Below are 22,184 nucleotides of genomic sequence, written 5' to 3' on the forward strand. Positions count from 1 at the left end.
TTTATGAATTCTGAAATTCAAGCAAATGGTACGATTCTTATAGTTGATGACAATTCAGCTAACTTGGGTGTCTTATCTGATGCCTTAAGCCAAGAAGGATTTGAAGTTCGGGTTGCCAAATCTGGAAAAATGGCACTAGAGCGAGTTAAATATGCTCTCCCCGATCTAATCTTGTTAGATGTCATGATGCCAGAGATTGATGGATTTGAAACCTGTCGTCGATTACAGGCTAATCCAGAAACTAAACAGATTCCCATTATATTTATGACGGCTCTCTCGGATACCGCTAATAAAGTTGAGGGGTTTAAGCTTGGGGCTGTAGATTATATTACGAAACCCTTCCAACAGGAGGAAGTATTAGCTCGCGTCAAGCTGCATTTAAAGCTTCATGTTCTAGCTGACAAATTAGAGGAAAAAAATACATTATTGGAGCAAAAAGTTTTAGAAGTTAGCCAAGCCTATGAAGATTTACAACAAATGCAACTTAAGTTAATCCAAAGCGAGAAAATGTCCGGCTTAGGGCAAATGGCGGCTGGGATTGCTCATGAAATAAATAACCCGATAAATTTCATCTCTGGGAATCTGGGTTATGCTCAAGAGTACGCTCATAACTTACTAAAAATTATACACCTCTATCAAGAAGATTATGTAAATCCCACCCCTCGAATTCAAGCAGCAATGGATGAAATAGAACTAGAATTTGTGGATGAAGATTTTATCAAAGTTCTTAACTCAATCAACTTAGGAACGCAGCGCATCCAGGAGATTGTCAAGTCTATGCGAATCTTTTCTCGCCTGGATGAGGCAGACGTGAAAGCAGTAAATATTCATGAAGGAATTGATAGTACACTCACCATCCTGCATCATCGTTTTAAAGCAAAACCAGAGCACCCTGAGATTAAAGTAGTAAAAAATTACGGTCAGCTTCCACCAGTAGAATGCCATGCCGGACAACTAAATCAAGTGTTCATGAATATTCTTTCCAATGCCATTGATGCTTTAGATGAATCGAATCAGGATCGTTCGTTTGCCGAAATCAAACAACATCCGAACCGGATTGAAATTTCTACAAAAGTAATTGACGAGAATTGGGTGGCTATTTATATTAGTGACAACGGTCGGGGAGTTTGCGAAAGCATTGAACAGAAGCTATTCGATCCCTTTTTTACTACCAAACCTATCGGTAAAGGAACTGGGTTGGGGTTATCTATCAGTTACCAAATTATCGTTGAAAAACATGGAGGTCGATTATACTGCCAGCCTGTCTCAGGAAAGGGAATAGAATTCGTCATTGAAATTCCTATTCGGCAGCAAGCTTGTAAAGTTGCTTAGTTTCCCGGTACAATGTCTCTTACGAACTTTTGTTAATTTCTCGCTGACAGCGGGGACGACAAGGTGTTCCTGTGCAAATAAAGCCTGCAGGCATATTTTTAAAGACGCTGCTGCGAGCTCCAATTAAAGCGTTAGCACCGATTTCGACACCAGGGCCAATGAAGCAGTCGGCGGCAATCCAAACGCCGTTATGAATGATAATAGATGCTGTTATTAAGCTAAAGGCTGGGTCTTGGGAGTCGTGAGTGCCGGTGCAGAGGTAGCTTTTTTGAGAAATGACGCAGTGTTGGCCGATCGCAATTCGATCGAGACTGTACAATACAACATCATCTCCGATCCAACTGTAGTCTCCGATTGCAATTTTCCAAGGATAGGTAAAACGAGCCGTGGGGCGAATGAGTACACCCCGACCTATTTTTGCTCCAAATAACCGCAGCAGCCAGCTTCTGATGCTATTCAAAGGGTGTGGAGTGAGAGGAAATGCGATCGCCTGCACGAACCACCAAAGCAAAATTAGCCAACCGGGCTTTCCTCGATCGAACTTTGATTGGTTGTACAGCCGCAAATCAACTAAAGATTCCCCTGTCAAAGTATTTGCGCGGTTGTCGCTAATTGGACGATCGTTTATTTGAGAATTTGGGGAATTTGCGCTCGAGTTTTCCGGATCTTGGTGCGGATTTGGTATATAATCGGTCATTGATAGTTAATTTAATGTTTAATTTAAAATCGAGTTTAACTTTAAGGACTGCTGCATGACATTTCCAGTTACGGACAATTTTGACTCTGAAAACGCCAAGGATATCGCACAAGGCGAGAATATAAATCCCAGAATTGGCAAAGTGCGACTTTTACAAACAGCATTGGTACTGCTTAGCAGCTTTTTTGTAGCAGAGTTAATCGCCGCACTTAATTCTCATAGTTTGTCCTTATTAGCAGATGCGGGTCACGTTTTTTCAGATGTAGCAGCTTTAGCAATAACTTTGACAGCGACTTGGTACTCCTCAGTCAAACGCAAAAGTAAATCCGTAGATTGTGCGATCGCACAATCGTCAATCCCTGAACGAGGAGAAATCATTGCTGCTTTCATTAATAGTATCAGTTTAGTAGCGATCGCCCTTTGGATTGCCGCAGAGTCGATCGCCCGTTTGCTGTCCCCAACCCCCGAAGTAGAAGGGCTCCCGATGTTAATTACCGCCATAGTCGGTTTAAGCATCAACTCGATTAATGCTTGTTGCTTGCATTCCTGCTGTCACGGCGACTTGAATCTCAAAAGCGCCTTTCTGCACGCAGTCGCCGACATTTTTTCGTCGGTTGGAGTAATTTTAGCTGCGATCGCCGTAGCGTGGCTGCACTGGAATTGGGCGGACGGCTTAATTAGCTTGCTGGTATCAGCATCAATTATTTTATTAACTCTACCGCTGCTAATCGAAAGCATCCAGTTGCTGCTGGGAAAAGTATCAGCAATATCCGCCAATCAACAGCCTTGCGATTGCGAAAAAGTCAGCGCCGAAAAATTGCTTTTTCCATCCCTCGAAGAACTCATCAAATAACATCTATTCATCTGCCCTCAACCCGAGAAATAGATAACTAATGTCCTACAGTGATTTGACTTTAAATCGAGTCACTAAAGACTTTAATTTAACCATTTCCGAGCACTCTCATATTTGCACAGGAATTCCCGAATTAACACCAAGCGATTTCCTCCAAGAAACCCTGCGCGATCATCTACCTTTAGCCCTTGGTAGCAGACTGAATATTTGAGTGTTAACTGTTGACTCGATTTTATGATGCCGATGCCACCGGAAACGATATAACAGACTAAGAGGGACTCGGCGGTTGAAACGCTGTCTGCACAAACTTTTGTCCGGATGGTGCGCGGACTGAGAGGGACTATTAGGGCAATTTCACCTCTGTCTCCTGACTGATAACTACTGATGGCGATAGAGTAGGCTCAGGTTCTGCCACATTCAACTGACCGCCACAACAACGCAACTCGTAAAGTTTTGCATTAATTTGATACTCATATTGACTCAATAACCTTGCATAAATATAGCCAGCTTTTCCATCCAAAAAGCCGAGCTGAATGAAGTAAAATAAAATAAATCTGAGCATGGGTTTAAAAGGCAGCCGCACCCAAACTTTTTTGAGAAAGCGTTTCCGCTGCACTGCATCTCCAAATAAGTGAGCGCCAATAGTGCCGCTGTCGTCGCGCCCTTCAATAATATTGTAATAAACGCGAGCTTCCCAATTAGAATAGCGGTTGTGCCGTTCTATCCAGTGAAATAAATCTCGGTAATCCTCGTGGATCATGTCATTTTTTAAGTAGCCGACTTGACCGGCTAAAATGACGTGTTCGTGAACTTCGTTGTCGCCAGTATTGGGGACGGATTCAGTGCCGAGGTTTTCGTAACGTCCTTTTTGATGCTTGAACAAACGCAAATTCCAGTCAGGATATCGGCCGCCGTAACGCAGCCACTGACCTAAAAAGAAGACTTTGCGGTTGAGGTAGTAGCCGTCAAAATTGGGGTCTTCGATCGCCTGCGCGATTTCGTCCCAAAGTTCCGGCGGAATGCGCTCGTCGCAATCGACAATTAATACCCATTCGTTGCGAAAGGGCAGATTGTCCAAAGACCAATTTTTCTTTTTCGGCCAGCGGTTGTCGAAGTAAAACTGCACTACTTTTGCGCCGGTACTGATGGCAATTTCTACCGTGCGATCGCTGCTTTGGGAATCAACCATGAAAACTTCATCCGCCCTGGCAATGCTGGCCAGACACGCAGGTAGATTAAGTTCTTCGTCTTTTGCCGGAATGAGAACTGAAACCGGAATCTTGGATGAACTAGATGTCATAATCGAGTGCTTGAACCTGAATGCGGTCGAGTTTTGGTGGATGAAATGCGATCGGCACAGCCGCGCCGACGACTTGAGCAGCGAGGGATATTGCCTATAGCCTAATGCCTGCTGGTCGATTTCGGTACAAAAATCAGGCCGCGGATGGCTGCGCTCAAATAACCGATTTGACCCCAGGCAAAAACGAAATTTTCAAAACGCAGCCCCGGATCTCTAATGTATTTAAAAGACTTCCAGACACCCCTCAATATTCTTTCACCCCCTCGCCAAAGCTGAGCAATACCGGCTCGATCGGACAATTGTTCGCGATAACACTCGCTGATGCCTTGCCACCACCCGCGATCTAGAAACCAAGCTTTGTTGAGCCTTTCTGTCGCGACATGGTGAAGCACCAGGGCCTCCGGTAGATAAACTACTTGCCAACCTAACTCTAAAGCTAATTCTGTGGCCCGCAACTCTTCATTTGAGAGCAACTTTTTGCCGACTCTACCGAGTTTGACATCGAAGCCGCCAATTTGTTCGAGAAAAGCGCGCCGGATCGAGTAGTTTACACCCCTGGGAGTCAAACCGGCAGCAGTCACGTACAGACAAGTATTGCCTAAATCGTATTCTCCCAAGTTCTGGGCCAATCCCGGTGACAGCCATTCGGGCGGGCAGACTCCAGAAGGCCAGAGCAAATTTACTTTGCCGCCGGCTACGGCGAGTTTTTGATTGCTTTGATAAGCGCTGTGCAGCACCCTGAGCCAATTCGGCTCAGCAATAGCGTCGTCGTCGAGATAAGCTAATATTTCGCTGCGAGCTTGCTTAGCGCCGGTGTTCCGGGCTACTGAGAGACCGATTTCGGGTTCCCAGACGTACTTGAGGCGCCGATCGCCCAGCCTTGCTTCTACCACCTCGCGGGTGCGCGAAATCGAACTTTCGGGGCTGGCATAATCGCTAGAAGCGTTATCTACTACTACTACTTCAAAGTTGTCGGGAAAATCCTGTACCAGCAAGCTGTCGATCGCTGCACCTAAATAGGCGGCGCGATTGTGGGTGCAAATAATCGCTGATATCTGAGGATCGTCTGGCATAAATAACAGCTTGGGAAATACGGGGGTTCTCGATCGACTTACTCTGATATTGTCTCAACAATGCTATTATCGCTTAAAAAGCATTTGGTAGTTGGCCGTTTAAATCATAATTGGTAATTGGTAATTGGGAATTGGCAATTGGGAATTATGTTTAATCCTTTGTCTGTGACCCCGCCCAAAGAACGGAGACAAGCCCGCGACATTAGTCGCCAGCAGCCCTAAAATTTTGACCAAACTTCAATCTCCCAAAATCATTTGTTGTGGAGTAAATCTAAAATCTAAAATTTAAAATCTAAAATCGACTGACTAATGACTAACTCTGAACCGACTGCATCGAGACAATTAATCTTAGTAACCGGGCCGGCCCGAAGCGGTAAAAGTGAATGGGCCGAAACTCTCGCTGCGGGTTCGGGAAAACAAGTAATCTATGTGGCTACTGGCCGGGTTGATGAAGCCGATTTGGAGTGGCTTCGTCGCCTCGAACAGCACCGAAATCGCCGTCCAGTTGATTGGGCAACTCTGGAAGTGCCGATCGAATTATCGGCAGTTGTGCAAGCCGGCAAGCCCTCAGATTGCTTGTTGATTGATTCCCTGGGAACTTGGACGGCAAATCTTTTGGAAGAAGAAGCTGCTGTTTGGGCGACTGTGCAGCAAAATTTGCTAGCTAGTTTGAAGTCGGCGGCGGCTGATGTAATTTTGGTAGGGGAAGAAACCGGATGGGGCGTTGTGCCTGCTTATCCGGCGGGGCGGCTGTTTCGCGATCGCCTCGGCACTCTCGTGCGCCGCATCGGGGCGATCGCCGATAATGTTTATCTCGCCACCGCAGGTTACGCCTTGGATCTGAGGGCTTTGGGTACCCCGCTGCCGCCCGTAGCGAAAAATTAACAGTCGGAGTCGCGATCGACAAGAGAGAAAACATCTCGGTTTACCGACGGACAATTATAACTGAAAATCAGGTATAATTTTAACTAATATTGAAAGCTCAAGACTCACATAAATTAGTCAAAAAATATACTCTATTGGGAGAACAGCTCAACAATTTGACATGATGAGAAATAGCCAAATTTTAAAATGATGTAAAAGATAAAATGTCTCTTAAGAAAGAGTGCTGATTTCCAATTAAAAGTCTAAAATAATCAATTATTAGCTGAAGGGTTGACTAAAAGTTATGGCATCAGATCGTGAAGTAAGAAAATATATTGCTTACTGGTTTCAGTTAGGCAAAAAAGTATTAATTTACAACGGTTCCGAAGCGCTGCAGCCCAAATCGGTAAATGCCGGCGATCGCTACAGCCAGGAATTTGAAGACTGCTGGCAAAAAATCATCTCCCGCGACAGCGGAGACTGTTACCTAGAAGGCACAAACGAAACAATTGCCCAACTGCTGACACCAGCTTGGGAAATCAGTCCCTGCGCGCGCTGCGCTATGCCCGTAGTGTTCAAAAAAACCGGAATGCCCCCGGAGTCCTGTCCCTGTCACGACTTAGCAAACTGGCCCGATACGGAAATGCCCCAACCTCGATCGCCAGTCAGCAACCAACTGCAACTTTCAGGAATTCGCGATCGACTCAAAAGATCCAGCGGCGATTGACATTCTCACGCCCGCTAAAGCCGGGCGTGATTCTAAACATCACTGTTTAGGCTTCCTCTTTCGGCGACTCGACTTATTTGAAGGAGTCTCCTCATTCAAACAGAGGTCGATATCTCCAGAGGCGTTTGAGGTTCCCGTATGCCCTACGGTACGCAATCCTAGTTCTAATATGTTGCGAGCGGCATTCCAATCTCGGTCTAAAACAAATTCACAATGCGGACAAATATGTGTTCTTTGACTTAACGATTTCTTCGCGACTTTCCCGCAATTAGAACAATTTTGACTTGTATACTGTGGCGGCACTGCAACAGTCGCCACCCCAAATACTTTGCCAAAATATTCAACCCAATTCCTAAAAGCTGTCCAGGCTGCATCTGATATAGACTTGGACAGCTTTTTATTTTTAACCATATTACGCACCGACAAGTCCTCATAGGCTACCAAGTCGTTGGACTGGATTACGCACCTTGCTAATTTCACGGCAAAGTCTTTACGTCGCCTACTTACCTTGAGGTGTTTTCTGCTTAAACGATTCCGAGCCTTAACTCTATTTTTAGAGCCTTTCTGAGTTTTAGAGAGTCTCCGATTAAGTTTTTTAAGTGACCTTTCAGACTTTCTCAGATAGCGTGGATTCTCTACGGTATTTCCGTCAGAGTCTGTATAGAAGTGCGTTAGCCCTACGTCTAAACCAATAGTTCGTCCCGTAGGTTTCCGCTTTTCATTTCGTTCAGTATCAATACAGAATTGCACGTAGTATCCATCAGCTCGGCGAACTACGCGCACCCGCTTGATTTGATTTAACTGATAGAAGTGTAGGTCGCGAGTTCCCCATAATTTAAAACTTCCTGCTTTGAATCCATCACTGAAAGTTATATTTCGCCTGTCGTCAGAAAGCTTCCATCCGCAAGTCTTGTATTCAACAGAACCGTGGGTTTCATGCTTTTTGAAACGGGGAAAACCTTTCTTTCCGGGTTTGGCTTTTTTGCAGTTGTCGAAAAACCGCGCAATCGCTGACCAAGCTCTTTCGGCCGAAGCCTGCCTAGCCATTGAGTTAAGCTTGGCAGCCCAAGGAAATTCCTTGGCAAGTACCGCACAATAAGCACTTAAGTCGTAGCGACCTACATCTTTTGTGTCGATCCAGTACCTGATGCAGCTATTGTCGGGTAGGAGAGCATACGTCGCCGCATCTCTCCCCCCTAAGAACCGTACTTGACACTTTCGCATCATACGGCTCAAGCCTCCAGAACCTCAGAACTTTTACCCGTATGTACGTGCTTGTGGCAGGTGAGGTGTAGGTGGACTAGGTTGTTTTCCCTATTAGTTCCCCCATCTTTCACTTGCATTTTGTGGTGGGTGTGTAGCTTTTCTCCATTGAACAGGTGTTCACCGCATACGGGGCATCTCCAGCTTTGGCTCTGGGCTACATTGAATAGCTTTGAACCTTTGGCAAAATATGTTTTTCCGTAGTTAGTTCTACGTTTTTCCCAGTATTCGGTAAGGTTGGGGTCATCAGGGGACGCCGTTCCTTTGATTTTGACGTGGCGGGTTATTGGTAAGTCTCCGAGTTTCGTTAGGATTAGGTTTTTCTTCCTCCCATTTCTGTCTTCAACTGCTGCATGAAAGTTCCATTTCCTGCCATTGACAGTGATGAAATACTTTCCTGCCACCCACTTCTTCCCCTTGTTTGGATGTCTGCTTAGTGACCATTTCCAGATTGCCTGAAAAATTTGGTGGTCAACATAGCTGAACACTTCGCTACTTACCCCGTGCTTATAGTAGTTTCCCCACCCCCTGATTCGGGGGTTTAGGTATTGGATAACTGCTTCCGGGCTGGCGTGTTTATTGGTTTTTAGCCATTCCCGAATTTCTCTAAGGAATAGTTTGACTTTTTCCTTTTGAGGTTTTACTAGACAGCTTTCCTGGAAGTGTCGGACATTAAATCCCAGAAAGTTGAATCCTTGTTCTATATGAACAATATTGGTTTTGTCCTCATTTAATTCCAGTCCTCTTGTCTTGAGGAGTTCCTTTACCGAGGGAATTATTTCCTCAATATCCTCTTTTGTTTCGGCGGTGATAATGAAGTCGTCAGCGTATCTGACAAATCCATATTTAGGCGCTCTAGGAGACTTGTTCTTCCCTTGCCTTTTCTTAAATTGACTTAGGAATTGTTCTATTCCGTCCAGCGCTATATTAGCTAAAAGGGGTGAGATTATCCCCCCTTGTGGTGTTCCGCTTTTCGTTTCGTGGAATATCTCAGATTCTACATAACCTGCTTTCAGCCACTGTTTAATTAACTCTCTGCCTGGTATTTCTCCAATAGTTTTGAGTATGAAGTTGTGGCTGATGTTGTCGAATGCGCCTTTGATATCTGCGTCTAATACCCACCTGTCATTCCCTTGTTTATTAAGGCGAATCCAAGAGTGTTCTATGGCATCATGACAGCTTCTACCTGGTCTGAAACCGTAGCTGCTACCCTCCATTCGGGCTTCCCAACTAGGTTCCAGTGCATTCTTGATTACTGCTTGTGCTATACGGTTTTTAACTGTTGGAATCCCTAATGGTCTTTGTTTTCCATTGGCTTTTGGAATATATACCCTTCTAGCGGGTTGAGCTTTCCACAGGGTGTAATCCTTCATTTCTTTGACGAGTTTTACTCTTTCGGAGGGGGTGGTTGCCGTCTGACCGTCTATGCCAGCCGTCTTTTTCCCCTCGTTTTCTTGAGTTACTCTCCGCACTGACAGTAGTAGGTTGGAGTAGCTACATATCATCAGTTTCATAAGGCTGCGAACCTTATTCCACTGTCCGTTCTGGGTTGCTCGATAAATTCTCCGTCTCAGGTTTTTAATCCGTCTATTCACAAGTTTCCAGTTGATGGATTCCCATGTTCTCAACGGTTCCTTCGTTCCGATGTCATTACTGACCCTATCTTTCACGTCGGTTCAATTCCTTTACTTTGATTTATCGCTGAAGACCTACCAGAAGTCTGCCACCTTTTGGTGAGAGGCAAATTTTGAACCCCTATCCAGGGCGTTACCCTTGGCTTTCGCTTTTTCTGGCATCCTTTACCCCCTCGGCAGTTCCGTCTTCCTTACGGTTGACCTACTTGGGCTTTCGACCTTACCCAAGAGCTAGTGGGGTTTACCGTGTTTCGTGTATGTGACCTGCGAGAGGTTCGGGTTCCATCTATACTCCGACAGGGGTTTTACTCCTTCATCGTTGATGTCCGAACTTCAACGACTTACCTGCTTGCCTTTTGGCATGGCGTATCAGCTCATTTCGCCATTGTCATTTCACGGAGCTTACGATGATTCACTTTCGTTAACCCTTACCTCCCTTTCCCTTGCCGGATATATCAAACGAGCTGTCCGTATTCCAGCTTTTGTGCCTTGCATTCCCTTAGTTTCATTACTTACTATCTCGGTAGGCGGGGTACTTGACCCTTTTACATGGGAATATGGGGAAGGAGTCCCATAGAGGAGACGGCTCCTCAGTCTTTAGTGCTGATGCACCTACACACGACTTTCACGTCGCACCCGAATAAAACGAGCAGTACGAATGGCTTCGTCTAGCCGTTCGTACTGCTCGTTTTTTCCTTCTAGCTTGGCTTCAAATACTAGCATTTACGTCGCTATGATGAATATAAAGACCATAGCACAGTTTTGGCTAAATTAAAGCCGTCCTGTAAGGACGGGGCTTTAGACCCAATTTCTTGGTAATTAATTTTGTGTGGTTACTTACGTTCCTGGTTATTAAGTTTCAATTCAACCTTGATGGCGTACAGCGGTTCTCAAGCGTGGTGAGGTATGCCCACTCCAGGCCACTCCAGGCCGATGCTGTAGAGTACCTCATATGAGAGCTCGAAAGGCTATACATAACTGATTAAAATTTTTGAGCGATCGTTGTTAGCTTACTCATATATCCCTCTTTTGTCACTCTGGGAAACTAAAAATGAAAACCAAATTTAAAACTGTAGATAGTAGATAGATCAAGGATTTGAGAATTTATTTTCTAACAGAATGGCCCAAATCAAGGTTTTTGGTAAAAGTCTTATGATATAACCATCCCAGATTATTTTCTGCCGAAACTGACAAAAGAGGGATATAGCGGTTCTCAATAAAATGAGGTACGCACCGCTCGCAACTGATGCCCACTCCAGCCCACTCCAGCCCACTCCAGCCCACTCCAGGCCTATTCCCAATCCAGGCCTATTCCCAATCCAGGCCTATTCCCTATGCCCTATTCTCTATGCCCGCTTATCGAGCGTGCACCTCATGTTACGCTCGAAAGGCTATAGACATGATAGCCTAGTCAATGAGTAGATTTAGGAAAATTCAGGAAAATTTTTGTCAACAGTATCTACCCCTTTTCCTCTCTTTATTTTCAACTCGGAGGGCGAATGCTAATATCAATTGGTTGCACCTTCACCGAATCGCCCAAACTGCTCAGCGGTGGCTTAATTGCATCGTGATTTCCCACCACTAATGTCACTAGGTTTTCAGGCTTGAAATAAGTCTGCGCCACCCGCTGCACATCGGCAATTGTAGTTGCTTCCACCCCCCGCTGATAGCGGAAGATGAAATCCTGCGGATAGCCATAGTATTCGTATTCGATTAAGCGCCATAATGTTTGGGCTGGCTCTTCAAAATTGAAGATAAAAGAATTGATGGCTGCATCTTTAGCAACGGCTAATTCTGTCGGCGTAATGGGTTCAGTGCGAACCCGCTCAATTTCGGTCCGAATCGCCTTCAGAAACTGTAACGTCGCCTCCGATCGCGTTGCTCCCCCAGCCGTAAACACCCCCGGATAGTCATATTCAGGACTCCAAGCCGCATCGACAGAATAGGTAAGGCCTTGCTGCGATCGCACATTATTAAATAAACGCCCCCTAAAACCATTGAGTACATCATTGAGGACGCTCAGGGCAGGATAGTCAGGATTATTTAACATCCCGCCCAAATGGCCCATTCTCACATAACTCTGGCTGAGTTGCGGCTGGTTGACGAAAAAGACGCCACCCTGATGGGCTGGCGATACAGGTGGCAAAGGTGGCACCTCTATCGCCTTAGTAGATTGCCAGTTGCCAAACTCCTTTTCCACGAGCAATCGCATTTTTGCGGTGTCAAAATCCCCCACAATTCCCAAAATCATATTCTTTGGGTGGAAATATTGCTCGTAGAACTTCACCACATCATTGCGGGAAATATTCTTGAGAGTTTGATACTCCACTGTGCGAGCGTAAGGGCTCTGCTCTCCGTAAATCAACTTTTGAAACTCTCGCCAAACGATCCTATAGGGATGGTCATTACGGCGAGCGATCGAACCCTCCTCTTGCTTAGACGCCAAATCCAATTTATCTTGAGCAAAGGTCGGTGTCTGAATCACCTCAGCAAACAGCCCAAACACGGTTTCTAAATCATCGCTCAAGGCGCTAAATGTAGCACTCCCAGAACTCCTAGAGATACCCGTTTCCACCTGTGCAGCATTCTGTTCTAGCAACTGATTAAGTCGATCCGGCGAATGTTGGCGAGTCCCACCAGTCCGCATCACCTCTCCAGTCAAACTGGCCAGCCCCACTCGATCCGCCGCTTCAAAGCGATCGCCCGTGCGAAACATCGCTGTCCCCTCGACTAGGGGTAATTGCCGATCTTCCATCAGGTAAACCACTATGCCGTTTTTGAGGACGAAGCGAGTGTACTTAGGCAACGAGATCTCTGGCAGCGGGTTAAATATTAACTCCGTGTACTGTTTAGCGGTTGTCGCCGAAGAAAATGACAGATTAAAAATTAAAGATGAAACCGTTAATAAGCAAAGGGAAATCAGAAATAACTTCACCTTATTTTTGAGCCAATTACCTCTTTTCATTCTTGTTCCCCTGACAATTTTTTTGACTGTGAACTGTCAACCATTTCCCAAAATGGCGTTGCTGATTCTGGCGTATGAATCACCTTTTCGCTTGATGTTACAAAACTCACCCTACGAGTGCCTATAGCCATTGGGAAATCTTGAATTCATACTTGTATTCAGCAACGCCCTGAAAATCAGTTTAAGGACTAGGCAGCAACCGCCCAACTGTGCGATTTTCAGGGCGGAAAGTCCCTTGAGCCACTCGCTGAATGTCAGCCGGAGTAATCGCTGCGAGCGCGTCAATCTCTTTAAATAAATTGCGCCAAGAACCCGTTTTCACCTCATAATCCACCAGCGAAAACGCCATGCCCATATTAGAATTGAGCGATCGCAACAAACCCGCCCTCGCCTGAGTTTTCACGCGCTCCAACTCCTCGGTAGACACCGGCTCCGTTTTCAACCGCTCGATTTCTTTCCTCAAAGCAGCCGCCACTTCCTCCACCGAGTGTCCCGGAGTCGTCATCGCAAAGAACAAGATCAAATTAGAATACTTGTCCCCCGGATAACCGCTAAAACCGTAGGCCGACAGGGCCAATTGCTGCTCTTCTACCAGAGACTTGTAGAGGCGAGAAGTGCGGCCGTCGCTGAGTAAGTTGCCGATCACTTCATACACCGGGTGATCGGGATGATCGATCGCCGGTCGGTGGTATCCCTCCAGATACCAAGGCTGGGACTGCAACCGCAGCGTGACCTCTTTCATTTCGGTTTGTGCCGGCTCCACCACAGTCAAATCGGTCGGAGTAGACCTGGCTGGGTAGCGGCCGAAGTAGATTTCGGCAAGCCGTTTCACTTCCGAAGCTTTCACATCTCCCACCACCGCCGCCGTCAGCTTGCTGGGGACGTAGTGAGTCTCGAAAAATTGCTTCACATCTTGCCGCGAAATATTTTCGATGTCTTTGGTGTAGCCAAGGACGGGGTGGCGGTAGGGATGCACTGAGAAAGCCTTGGCTGCAAAAGCTTCTACCATTTGGCTAACCGGCGAGTTCTCCGCCAGTCGTCGCTCTTCCTGAATCACCTGCTTTTCTTTATAAAATTCTCGAAATACTGGGTCTAAAAATCGCTCCGACTCCAAGGCCATCCACAGTTCGAGCTTGTTGGAGGGGAGGCTGTAGAAGTACGAGGTGGCATCCGTCGAAGTCCAGGCGTTGAGTTCGACGCCCCCAGCTTGTTCGACAATTCTGGCCAGTTCATTTTCCTTGACGTACTCGGAGGCTTCGACTTCCAATTGGTCAAACTCTGCCTTGAGCTTGGCGAGTTCTTCTGTTTTGCCTGCTGCTTGGGCTACCTGAATTTGGCTGAAAATTAGATCTTCTCGGTCTAGCAGGGGTTTTTCGGCTGTGTAATCTTTCGTACCAATTTTCGATGTCCCCTTGAAGGCTAAGTGTTCTAGGTAGTGGGCTATCCCTGTTTTGCCGTTGGGTTCGTTGGCTCCGCCTACGTCAGCGCCAATCAGAAAGGAAATGACAGGGGCTCTCGGCTGCTCTAGCACGATGAACTTCATGCCGTTGTCGAGGCGAAACTCTGTCACCTGCCGGATCACGCGATCGAAGTAGGGTTGAATGCTGACTTCCTTTTCTAGATAGGAGGTCGGGACGGTTTCACGGGCATGGGCGATTTTTGGGAATATTCCCCAGGTTAGTAAGACAGCGGTGAGTAAAAGGGCGATCGCTCGCCTCTTACCCTTGGGCCAGATTGTTTCAAAGAAGCAGTTAACGGTCGGTAAATTGGAAACATACATATTAGAAACCACTAAAGAATTGGAAACTCTTGATGATGGAATTTACTTGATGTCCAACGGCTTGGTAGATGCTCATCGATGTGAATGCGGTCTATGATAGGACTTACCCACCAAGCACGAAATTACGTCATTCCGGGCCCCGAGCGACAAGCTGAAACCCTTGTGCTGCCCTTACAATGCGTAATTCCTATAGCTTTTAGCTACATACCTGAAGGCTAGTTGAGACTGGTGAGGAATTAGTGAAGATTCAGTTTTCGTTACAAAAATTAAAAAAAATGTTGAGGTTATTCATCCCAAAATCTCTGCCACTTCTTCCGTCATGGTGGCTAGAATCGGTTGGGAAATTACCCCCGGCAACCCCATCTGAGCAAATTTAGCCCGATCGCTCGGTAAAAATTTCGCTCTCACCGACGATCTGTCCCAGCAGAGCGGGTTCTCAGGCACTACCGCGTTAAGAAATCCCTCAGACAGATGCAGCAATGCAATTAAGTATGCAAAACTTTCTCTTGGTCGGGTCGAGTAAACTACAATACGCTTGAAATAAGACAGTCCTGGGGGTAAAACCGTGAAAAATAGATACTGCGATTGCTTGACCGAGTATTTCAAAGGTGGTACAAGCCCCCGCATTTATCCGTGGAATCAATCCCAAATCTCAAATCGAAAATCCTCAAGAAAGAGCATTTATCTCGCGCAAGTCAATCTCAAATCGAAAATCGAAAATCGCGCAATCGATTGACCTTCGATCGCGAAAGCTGACGTTCCTCGCTGCGGACAACCCCTAACTGAACCGTATTTCCTTAAAGCAGTGGTGATAAGGCGACAAATTGTTACAATATATTTACAATGCTTCACACTAGGTCTGATTTATGAATGTCAAGACAGTATCGCCAGCCTCCCCGCAAACTTATACAAATTCAGGGACTCAGGCTGTACTAAGCAATCTCAAAGATGCAAACACCATTCCCCTGCAAGCAGTACCAGTATCACTAGAGACTGAGGTAGTAACGGACGATCGGCTAAAATCCGCCAGAGACATAGCTTTCGAGTTGGCCGGAGATACTGTTCGGTACGATCCAGTGGCGATCGCAGCCCTGTACCGAAATCGACCTCTACAAGTCTGGGGAAGGCTGTCGAGCGTTGTTTGGACATTTTTTAGCTTTGCCTTCAGTGTGTGGTTCGACAGCAAAACAGGTCGTACCGCCACCAACCAAAAGCGTCGCGCCGTCCGACTGCGGGAAATTCTCGGCCAACTCGGCCCAGCTTTCATCAAAATCGGACAAGCACTCTCAACACGGCCGGACTTAGTACCGCCAGTATATTTAGAAGAACTAACAACGCTGCAAGACCAATTGCCAGCATTTCCCAACGAAGTAGCATATCAATTCATCCAAGAAGAATTGGGCGCCCACCCCAAAGACATCTACGCAGAAATCAGCCCAGATCCGATCGCCGCAGCTTCCCTCGGACAAGTCTACAAAGGCAAACTCAAAACCGGGGAAACAGTCGCCATCAAAGTCCAGCGACCTGGTTTAGCCGAAAACATCGGCTTAGATATCTACATCCTGCGGCGTCTTGCAGTTTGGGCACAAAACAACTTCAAAATAATTCGCAGTGACCTCGCAGGCATTATGGACGAGTTGGGCGAGCGCATTTACGAAGAAATGGACTACACCCACGAAGGTCACAATGCCGAACGGTTTGCCCAACTCTACGGCCACATCAAAGACATTTACGTTCCCAGCATCTACTGGGAATATACCCGCCGCCGCGTCTTAACAATGGAGTGGATCACCGGCATCAAACTTACGAATTTAGAAGCCGTTAAAGCTCAAGGAATCGACGCTCCTTACTTAATTGAAGTGGGGGTGCAGTGCTCTCTCAGACAACTCCTAGAACACGGTTTCTTTCACGCCGACCCGCATCCCGGCAATCTTTTGGCAACTCCTGACGGTCAATTAGCTTATCTCGATTTCGGGATGATGAGCGAAGTTAAACCTTATCAGCGATACGGCTTGTTGGAAGCTGTGGTGCATTTGGTGAACCGCGACTTTGAAGGTTTGGCAAAAGATTATGTCAAGTTGGAATTTTTAACGCCAGATACGGATTTGACGCCAATTATTCCGGCTTTGGCGGGGGTGTTTAACAATGCTTTGGGTGCTAGCGTTGCCGAACTCAATTTCAAAAGCATTACTGACGAGCTTTCGGCGGTAATGTACGAATATCCTTTCCGGGTTCCAGCTTACTACGCTTTGATTATTCGATCGCTCGTTACGTTAGAAGGGATTGCCATCAACGTTGACCCCGAATTCAAAGTGTTGAGCAAAGCTTATCCTTATGTCGCAAAACGGCTGTTGAGCGACCCCGCACCGGAATTGAGAGCATCCCTGCAAGATTTGCTGTTCAAACAAGGCGAATTCCGCTGGAACCGCTTAGAAAACTTGCTCAACAATGCCCGCGAGAGCGATGATTACGATGTCAGCAAACTCTTGAACCAAGCATTAGAATATTTATTTTCCGAAAGGGGAGATTTCATTCGCGATCGTATTGTCCTCGAATTAGTCAAAAGTCTCGACACGCTTTCGAGCAATGCTTTTGCTAACGCCAAAGCAGTCGTCGGCGAATGGTTTGGAGTCAAGGCAAATCAACCTGTGGTTTCACCAACTGAACAAAAAAACTTAGAACACATCAAGCGGATTTGGGATATTTTGCAATCAACTCCCGGTTTTGACTCGATGAAAGTATTGCAGCTACTGCCGCAGTTGTTGGTGAAACCGGAAGTGCAGAATATGGGGCAGAAAGTAGTCGGCGGTTTAGCTCAAAGAGCAGTTGCTAGGGTGATTCGCGAGTTTTTGCTTTCGCAGGAACAGGATGCGATTCCAGAGAATGGAAGCTATGCTAAAACTTCGCCTCAGTTGTCTTTGCCTGTGGCGAAGTAGTTTGATTGGGCGTTTTTTGACCGCAGATATTAGCAGATAAACGCAGATGAACGCAGATGAAATTTTGTCTGCGTTCTTTTAATTAGGGCTTGCTGAATAAGTCCAAAAAACTCAAAAAAGTTCCATCGCGCTATTGCTAGCCTACGCTCAACTTAAGTTTTTCTTTTAGTTGTAATACCAGGATATAACTTTTGATAATCGTTGCCTTCTTTCCAGTTGTTATTAATAAAAATTGACACACAAAAAGCCACAATAACCGCAATAACCCAGCCACAAGGTTCATAACTAAAAAAGCAATTGCAATCGTTGTTTGGGATGTATTATCGAGTTTAGCCATCACTCGATCGAGATTAAATCTTCTTTTTGCTTGACCAAATTTTCCTTCTATAGCTTGACGAGCTTTCTCATCTTCTTGAGCTTGCTTTTTTGTTGCTTTACTCACATGGGCTGGTCGTCTTCCCAAGGGCGGACCACTCATCCTAATTCCTCTTTCTTTACACCATGCTCTATTCGATAGAGTGCGATAAATTTGGTCAACGTGAACTGATTCTGGGTAATGTCCTGTGAATTCTTTAAATGCTTCTACTTGGGCTATTAAGTCTCCTGATTCATTGAAGTTATCCCAACTAATTCGATCTAAAAATATATACCCGTCACAACTGCTCGCTGAGATTTTGGCTCCAAACTCTGTGGCTTTTCCTGCTTTTCCTCTAACTATGGGACGAACATGGGGTTGGGTTAAACTTACTATTCTATCGTCAATTCTATTTGTTTTGTGTTGGTACATCCAGGATTGTTGGCGGTAAACTTCCTGACAGACTAGCAGCAGTTTATATTGTCGCTTACTCAAGTTCTCCAAAAGAGAGCCTAACTCGATTAATTTCTCAATATGAGCTAGGTTTCTTTTGATATATTGCAGTTGCTTTTTAATGGCTGTTCTTTTTTTGCTCTGCGTCGGTCGGCGCTGCTTGGCAATCGCTAGGTAATCTTTACGAGCTTTTTTGCGGTAGGTTCTGGGTTTTTTCAGGCATTGGTCTTTGATTGACTCGTAGAGGATATCTACGATTTTTTCGGTTTGCATTCTTGTTCGATTGAGAATTCCTATGTCAGTTGGATAGGTGATATCTGCGCTAGCACAAGTTGCATCTAATAATAATTTTCCCTGATTTTCACTCTCATTTAGTTCTGCTGGTTTTTTTTTGCTTGATTCAGGTTGAGGTGTCGGGGATTCTCGGAGATTCTTCACCATCTTTTGGTTCACTTTATTGACGAGATTGACGCTGATTCTTTGTCGAAAATGAACCAATAGGGAGGCATCAAATGGAATCTCATTGCTATAGAATGAGAGACCGATAAAGTATTGTAGATAAGGGTTTTCTCGAATTTGTTCTACAGTTTCGCGATCGCTAGTTCCCAATTTCTCTTTGATGATTAATGCCCCCAATGCTATCCTAAATGATTTAGCGGGTGCCCCTATAGATGAGGCAAAATTTTCAGCATATTCTGCTTCAAATTCTGACCACGGTATCAATTGGGCCATCATTACCCAACGGTTGTCTGAGGCTAATTTTCCTCCATGAGGAAATTCAAAGCTTTCTGGTGGGGTGCCGTCTGGGTCAACTTTTCGGTACACAACTGTTAACGGTGGTGCAAGGGTTCTGTACTATTTTACCTGTATTTGTTGCACTCACCACCCACGCTCGGGCGATCGCAGCCCTCATGTGGTGAACCTTTCAGCACTTATTCAGCAAGCCCTAATTAAGCTTGAATCCTTTAGCCGCTAATTGCTGGCGGAGACTCTGAATAATTACGCGATCGAGAGTATTTTCACCGCTATTGGTACTAGATTGGCGCTGTTGTTCAATATATGCTGCACGCTTTTGAGATAAGTCGCGGATCGTCTTTTTAATCGCCTCTCTTTCGGTTTTCTTTCCAGCTACATATGCTCTTTTTTCTGTTAGCGTCATCCCTCGCATGATTTCTGGTAAATTATCATCTGATATTGCTTCTAGTTTAACTGTTCCGTTTTCGAGAGCATCCAGCAAGTCCCAAGAAGCATTATCATAGTATTCAGAAGCTTTGGACGCACTACGCAAAACCCTATTGCTGCCAGCATTACTATCTTCAACTGCTTGACGTTGTTGTCCTATTCTTCCTTCTCTACCGTAGGGAATGTAAGTTTGATTTAGTTTAGTATTCCAAGTAGAAATTTCGTCGTCGTAAGGGGACTTAATTACCACAATTTGTTGGTTTTGATTAATGTTGAAGCTACTGCCTTTTGCTAAATCTGCTCCTGATACCCAAAGTTGTCGCTCCTGACTTTCGGCTGAACCACAGTAGATTGTATTAACGAGGGTATCTCCTTTGACAGCGAGATTGACAGATTGATTCCAAAGTATTGGGCCCTGATCGAATGGTTCATTACCCGCAATAAAAATCACGCGAAAATCTTCCTGATTTTTACTCCAGTTTAATTCTTGCATTGCCGAACGAATTACCCAGCCAGCATATTCTTGACCGCCGTTGGTTTTGATACTAAATAGCTTTTCGGAAACTAAATCTAATTCACGAGTAAATCCAGTTAATAATCTGACAAAACCTTCTGAGGAAGGTAAGCTGTCATTACCATAATGGTACAGAGCAACTTCTAAATCTGGTACTTCGCCATCTTTGGTTACTTTAGTTAAAAAATTAACAACTTGCCAAAGTTGAGTACGAGTCTGGTCAATCAGTCCATCCATGCTATTACTAGAATCTAAAAGGATGGCTATCTGAATCTTTGCTTTGGCGAAAGCTGCTGTGGGAGAACACAAAATACTTAGGGTTAAAGCTGTAGTGAATAAAATTCTAGTTAGTTTCTGCATGGAATTTCCCCTACAAAATGATTTTTTACAAATTATAGTCATTGGGAAATGGATTTAGTCACTGGTGTCAAGTCACTTGTAACAAGATTTTACATTTTTCAGAAACGGGCAAGATGCCCGTTCCACAAAAGTTATTAGTAGGGTGTGTCAGCTATGATTATTTTCGGTTTAAACTAAAAATCTAATAGCTGACGCACCACACAAAACTAAAGTTGTGTCAGAATTATAATTTTGGTGATGATTCATAATTTCGCATTAAGCCGTGAAGAAGTTGCACAACGTGCAAAGCAATTGTACGAAAGCAACATCTGCCAAAAGGTCGAGGTGGAAGAGAACATCGGCAAGATGGTCATCATCGACATTGAGACAGGTGATTATGAAGTCGATAAAACTGGATTGCAAGCATCTCGCAACCTTAGTAAAAAGCACCCAAACGCCCGACTCTTTGGTATTCGTATTGGATATAACGTTGCTGTCTCATTTGGTGGTGTCATGGAGCGTGTCTGCAAGTGATTTCTTTCGTTGAGCTAGACACGATCGCCTGCTGTCCAAGAAACCGGGTTTCTGCGACAATTTTCACATCCTCATGAGATTTTACGAAGAAACCCGGTTTCTCAGTGATAGTGCGATCGGGGTGGTTTATTTGTTGAGTTAAGGTAGAGTAAAAAGCCTTCAGATTGTTCAAAGTTAAACCGCTAGTGCAAAGTGTGGTGTGGTATTCTATGAATAGAAATTCAAATCGAAAGATTAATCAAGATGAGCGATTGAGTATCAATTCGGATCTTTCCTCTTCTTTGAGAAAAAAATACTCGATTACTATCATTATCTTAATCATATTAAGCGTACTCAGTATTTCTCTTAAATCGGATAAAGTTAACAGCAATATTTGGAGTCTTTCAGTAGAATTAAAGGTTACATCGGTAACTTTAGTTCTTGTCTTTATTTTTTGGCTTCCTATTTTATTTCCTTGGATTATTTCTCAACTTCCGCAAGTGCAAGGTTCTTTAAATTGGTTGCGCGAACAAGGCATTGAGGAAATTGAGACTAATCTACTGAGAATTAAACTAAAATACGGTGTTCAAGAAGCATCAGAAAAATACGAAGAAAAAATATCAGATATTGGGGCTATAAATCTAACATCTCAGGAAACGCAGCAGCAGCTTGAGGGACGCTATCGAGAGGCCATAGCTTTAGTCGATCCTGCGAGCGATATAGATTCAACGGAAGCATTGAAGCGGATAGATCAATTGGCTGGCTATTACGATAGGGTTAGAGATGAAATGCCCTATGGACATAACCGCACAAAATTAATGCACGAAATTTCCTCAACAATGTGGACTTTAATTCCTAAAGTTATAAATTTTCCTGTTCGTGAAAGACTAAATAGCCAGAAGGGAGGAGAGCGTTTGTCTGCTTACAAGCACGTTGAGTGGAACACATCAACTGATTATATAAATTTGTTAGTTTCTAGAGCAGTTGGTATTATGGAGATGCCATACACGCAATACGCTGCTTTATTGGCACTAAGAAGAGTGGTAACAAACAATCAATTTGCTCCCATTAAATCAGCAGAAATTATAGATATTTTGAACTGGTCAGCAAATCTTGATTATATGCAGCCAGAGCGCCGAAAATTAATGATTGAAATTGCTTCCCTACTAAAAACAAAGGCATAAAGCCTGCTAGTTCCGCCGCATAACAACTCGCTTGCACCCTTTCCGAATCAACGTCATCGGGTTAGGCACGAAAGGTTATTGGCAGCCTCTGAACAGCAACGTTAGAACGAGCGACGCACCATACCATCGATCGCGGGGATAGCTAACCCGGATTTGGTATGACAAACCGCAACAACTGAAAAAAACCCGGTTTGTTCAAGAAACCGGGTTTTGATCTATT

Annotated in this window: 18 protein-coding genes; 9 read left to right on the plus strand and 9 right to left on the minus strand. The window is 44.9% G+C overall.

What is annotated here, in order from left to right; all coding sequences use genetic code 11:
- The first annotated feature begins 3 nt into the window (after positions 1-3).
- Positions 4-1,332, plus strand: coding sequence for a hybrid sensor histidine kinase/response regulator (locus OSC7112_RS18560; protein WP_015177341.1), 1,329 nt, complete (start codon positions 4-6; stop codon positions 1,330-1,332).
- Positions 1,333-1,351: 19 nt separating this feature from the next.
- On the opposite strand, the gene hpsU is transcribed toward OSC7112_RS18560, so the two are convergent.
- Entirely contained in the window at positions 1,352-2,029 is a 678-nt protein-coding gene (gene hpsU, locus OSC7112_RS18565; RefSeq protein ID WP_015177342.1) for a hormogonium polysaccharide biosynthesis acetyltransferase HpsU, read from the minus strand.
- Between the two features lie 55 nt (positions 2,030-2,084).
- Here hpsU and OSC7112_RS18570 point away from each other — a divergent pair, with 55 nt between their 5' ends.
- Together OSC7112_RS18570 and OSC7112_RS39920 are read left to right on the plus strand one after the other, a co-directional pair.
- Positions 2,085-2,882: a cation diffusion facilitator family transporter gene (locus tag OSC7112_RS18570; RefSeq protein WP_015177343.1), complete on the plus strand. Its 798-nt coding sequence runs from the start codon at positions 2,085-2,087 to the stop codon at positions 2,880-2,882.
- 40 nt (positions 2,883-2,922) lie between these two features.
- A complete protein-coding gene (locus OSC7112_RS39920; RefSeq protein ID WP_015177344.1) occupies positions 2,923-3,093 on the plus strand; it encodes a hypothetical protein in 171 nt (56 codons plus the stop codon).
- Positions 3,094-3,225: 132 nt separating this feature from the next.
- Here OSC7112_RS39920 and OSC7112_RS18575 read toward each other — a convergent pair whose 3' ends face one another.
- Positions 3,226-4,161, minus strand: coding sequence for a glycosyltransferase family 2 protein (locus tag OSC7112_RS18575; protein ID WP_223300893.1), 936 nt, complete (start codon positions 4,159-4,161; stop codon positions 3,226-3,228).
- Between OSC7112_RS18575 and OSC7112_RS41110 the strand changes: the two genes are divergently transcribed.
- The gene (locus OSC7112_RS41110; protein ID WP_223300923.1) at positions 4,070-4,282 is read left to right on the plus strand and encodes a hypothetical protein; all 213 of its coding nucleotides are present in this window, start codon (positions 4,070-4,072) and stop codon (positions 4,280-4,282) included. The two genes, OSC7112_RS18575 and OSC7112_RS41110, sit on opposite strands and share 92 nt — an antisense overlap.
- A 1-nt stretch (position 4,283) precedes the next feature.
- On the opposite strand, the gene OSC7112_RS18580 is transcribed toward OSC7112_RS41110, so the two are convergent.
- Positions 4,284-5,255: a glycosyltransferase family 2 protein gene (locus tag OSC7112_RS18580; RefSeq protein ID WP_015177346.1), complete on the minus strand. Its 972-nt coding sequence runs from the start codon at positions 5,253-5,255 to the stop codon at positions 4,284-4,286.
- Positions 5,256-5,564: 309 nt separating this feature from the next.
- Here OSC7112_RS18580 and cobU point away from each other — a divergent pair, with 309 nt between their 5' ends.
- Together cobU and OSC7112_RS18590 are read left to right on the plus strand one after the other, a co-directional pair.
- Complete coding sequence (gene cobU / locus OSC7112_RS18585) at positions 5,565-6,140, plus strand: bifunctional adenosylcobinamide kinase/adenosylcobinamide-phosphate guanylyltransferase (RefSeq protein WP_015177347.1); 576 nt, start codon at positions 5,565-5,567, stop codon at positions 6,138-6,140.
- A 283-nt stretch (positions 6,141-6,423) separates the two neighbouring features.
- Complete coding sequence (locus OSC7112_RS18590; RefSeq protein ID WP_015177348.1) at positions 6,424-6,846, plus strand: hypothetical protein; 423 nt, start codon at positions 6,424-6,426, stop codon at positions 6,844-6,846.
- A 39-nt stretch (positions 6,847-6,885) separates the two neighbouring features.
- Here the strand turns inward: OSC7112_RS18590 and OSC7112_RS18595 are convergent, their stop codons facing one another.
- From OSC7112_RS18595 to OSC7112_RS18610, 4 genes are all read right to left on the minus strand, one after another.
- Positions 6,886-8,073 carry an RNA-guided endonuclease InsQ/TnpB family protein gene (locus OSC7112_RS18595; protein WP_015177349.1) on the minus strand — a complete coding sequence of 396 codons (1,188 nt, stop codon included), beginning with the start codon at positions 8,071-8,073 and terminating at the stop codon, positions 6,886-6,888.
- A 5-nt stretch (positions 8,074-8,078) separates the two neighbouring features.
- Positions 8,079-9,779, minus strand: a complete 1,701-nt coding sequence (gene ltrA / locus OSC7112_RS18600) for a group II intron reverse transcriptase/maturase (RefSeq protein WP_015175181.1) — start codon at positions 9,777-9,779, stop codon at positions 8,079-8,081.
- Positions 9,780-11,226: 1,447 nt separating this feature from the next.
- Positions 11,227-12,708, minus strand: coding sequence for a M16 family metallopeptidase (locus OSC7112_RS18605; RefSeq protein ID WP_015177351.1), 1,482 nt, complete (start codon positions 12,706-12,708; stop codon positions 11,227-11,229).
- A 181-nt stretch (positions 12,709-12,889) separates the two neighbouring features.
- Entirely contained in the window at positions 12,890-14,488 is a 1,599-nt protein-coding gene (locus OSC7112_RS18610) for a M16 family metallopeptidase (protein WP_015177352.1), read from the minus strand.
- A gap of 866 nt (positions 14,489-15,354) precedes the next feature.
- Here OSC7112_RS18610 and OSC7112_RS18620 point away from each other — a divergent pair.
- Complete coding sequence (locus tag OSC7112_RS18620) at positions 15,355-17,424, plus strand: ABC1 kinase family protein (protein WP_015177354.1); 2,070 nt, start codon at positions 15,355-15,357, stop codon at positions 17,422-17,424.
- Between the two features lie 136 nt (positions 17,425-17,560).
- Here OSC7112_RS18620 and OSC7112_RS18625 read toward each other — a convergent pair whose 3' ends face one another.
- Both OSC7112_RS18625 and OSC7112_RS18630 read right to left on the minus strand, forming a co-directional pair.
- Positions 17,561-19,057: an IS5 family transposase gene (locus OSC7112_RS18625; protein ID WP_015177355.1), complete on the minus strand. Its 1,497-nt coding sequence runs from the start codon at positions 19,055-19,057 to the stop codon at positions 17,561-17,563.
- 121 nt (positions 19,058-19,178) lie between these two features.
- Complete coding sequence (locus tag OSC7112_RS18630; protein ID WP_015177356.1) at positions 19,179-20,288, minus strand: vWA domain-containing protein; 1,110 nt, start codon at positions 20,286-20,288, stop codon at positions 19,179-19,181.
- A gap of 237 nt (positions 20,289-20,525) precedes the next feature.
- Between OSC7112_RS18630 and OSC7112_RS18635 the strand changes: the two genes are divergently transcribed.
- Positions 20,526-20,801 carry a hypothetical protein gene (locus tag OSC7112_RS18635; protein ID WP_015177357.1) on the plus strand — a complete coding sequence of 92 codons (276 nt, stop codon included), beginning with the start codon at positions 20,526-20,528 and terminating at the stop codon, positions 20,799-20,801.
- A 209-nt stretch (positions 20,802-21,010) separates the two neighbouring features.
- Positions 21,011-21,964, plus strand: a complete 954-nt coding sequence (locus OSC7112_RS18640; protein ID WP_015177358.1) for a hypothetical protein — start codon at positions 21,011-21,013, stop codon at positions 21,962-21,964.
- Positions 21,965-22,184 lie beyond the last annotated feature (220 nt).

Origin of the sequence: Oscillatoria nigro-viridis PCC 7112 (assembly GCF_000317475.1) — a bacterium.
Lineage (GTDB): Bacteria > Cyanobacteriota > Cyanobacteriia > Cyanobacteriales > Microcoleaceae > Microcoleus > Microcoleus nigroviridis.

Excerpts from the sequence above, each read along its gene's own strand:
- OSC7112_RS18560 (WP_015177341.1), top strand. The coding sequence starts at position 4 with ATGAATTCTGAAATTCAAGCAAATGGTACGATTCTTATAGTTGATGAC.
- hpsU (WP_015177342.1), bottom strand. The coding sequence starts at position 2,029 with ATGACCGATTATATACCAAATCCGCACCAAGATCCGGAAAACTCGAGC.
- OSC7112_RS18570 (WP_015177343.1), top strand. The coding sequence starts at position 2,085 with ATGACATTTCCAGTTACGGACAATTTTGACTCTGAAAACGCCAAGGAT.
- OSC7112_RS39920 (WP_015177344.1), top strand. The coding sequence starts at position 2,923 with ATGTCCTACAGTGATTTGACTTTAAATCGAGTCACTAAAGACTTTAAT.
- OSC7112_RS41110 (WP_223300923.1), top strand. The coding sequence starts at position 4,070 with ATGAAAACTTCATCCGCCCTGGCAATGCTGGCCAGACACGCAGGTAGA.
- OSC7112_RS18580 (WP_015177346.1), bottom strand. The coding sequence starts at position 5,255 with ATGCCAGACGATCCTCAGATATCAGCGATTATTTGCACCCACAATCGC.
- cobU (WP_015177347.1), top strand. The coding sequence starts at position 5,565 with ATGACTAACTCTGAACCGACTGCATCGAGACAATTAATCTTAGTAACC.
- OSC7112_RS18590 (WP_015177348.1), top strand. The coding sequence starts at position 6,424 with ATGGCATCAGATCGTGAAGTAAGAAAATATATTGCTTACTGGTTTCAG.
- OSC7112_RS18595 (WP_015177349.1), bottom strand. The coding sequence starts at position 8,073 with ATGATGCGAAAGTGTCAAGTACGGTTCTTAGGGGGGAGAGATGCGGCG.
- OSC7112_RS18605 (WP_015177351.1), bottom strand. The coding sequence starts at position 12,708 with ATGAAAAGAGGTAATTGGCTCAAAAATAAGGTGAAGTTATTTCTGATT.
- OSC7112_RS18610 (WP_015177352.1), bottom strand. The coding sequence starts at position 14,488 with ATGTATGTTTCCAATTTACCGACCGTTAACTGCTTCTTTGAAACAATC.
- OSC7112_RS18620 (WP_015177354.1), top strand. The coding sequence starts at position 15,355 with ATGAATGTCAAGACAGTATCGCCAGCCTCCCCGCAAACTTATACAAAT.
- OSC7112_RS18630 (WP_015177356.1), bottom strand. The coding sequence starts at position 20,288 with ATGCAGAAACTAACTAGAATTTTATTCACTACAGCTTTAACCCTAAGT.
- OSC7112_RS18635 (WP_015177357.1), top strand. The coding sequence starts at position 20,526 with ATGATTCATAATTTCGCATTAAGCCGTGAAGAAGTTGCACAACGTGCA.
- OSC7112_RS18640 (WP_015177358.1), top strand. The coding sequence starts at position 21,011 with ATGAATAGAAATTCAAATCGAAAGATTAATCAAGATGAGCGATTGAGT.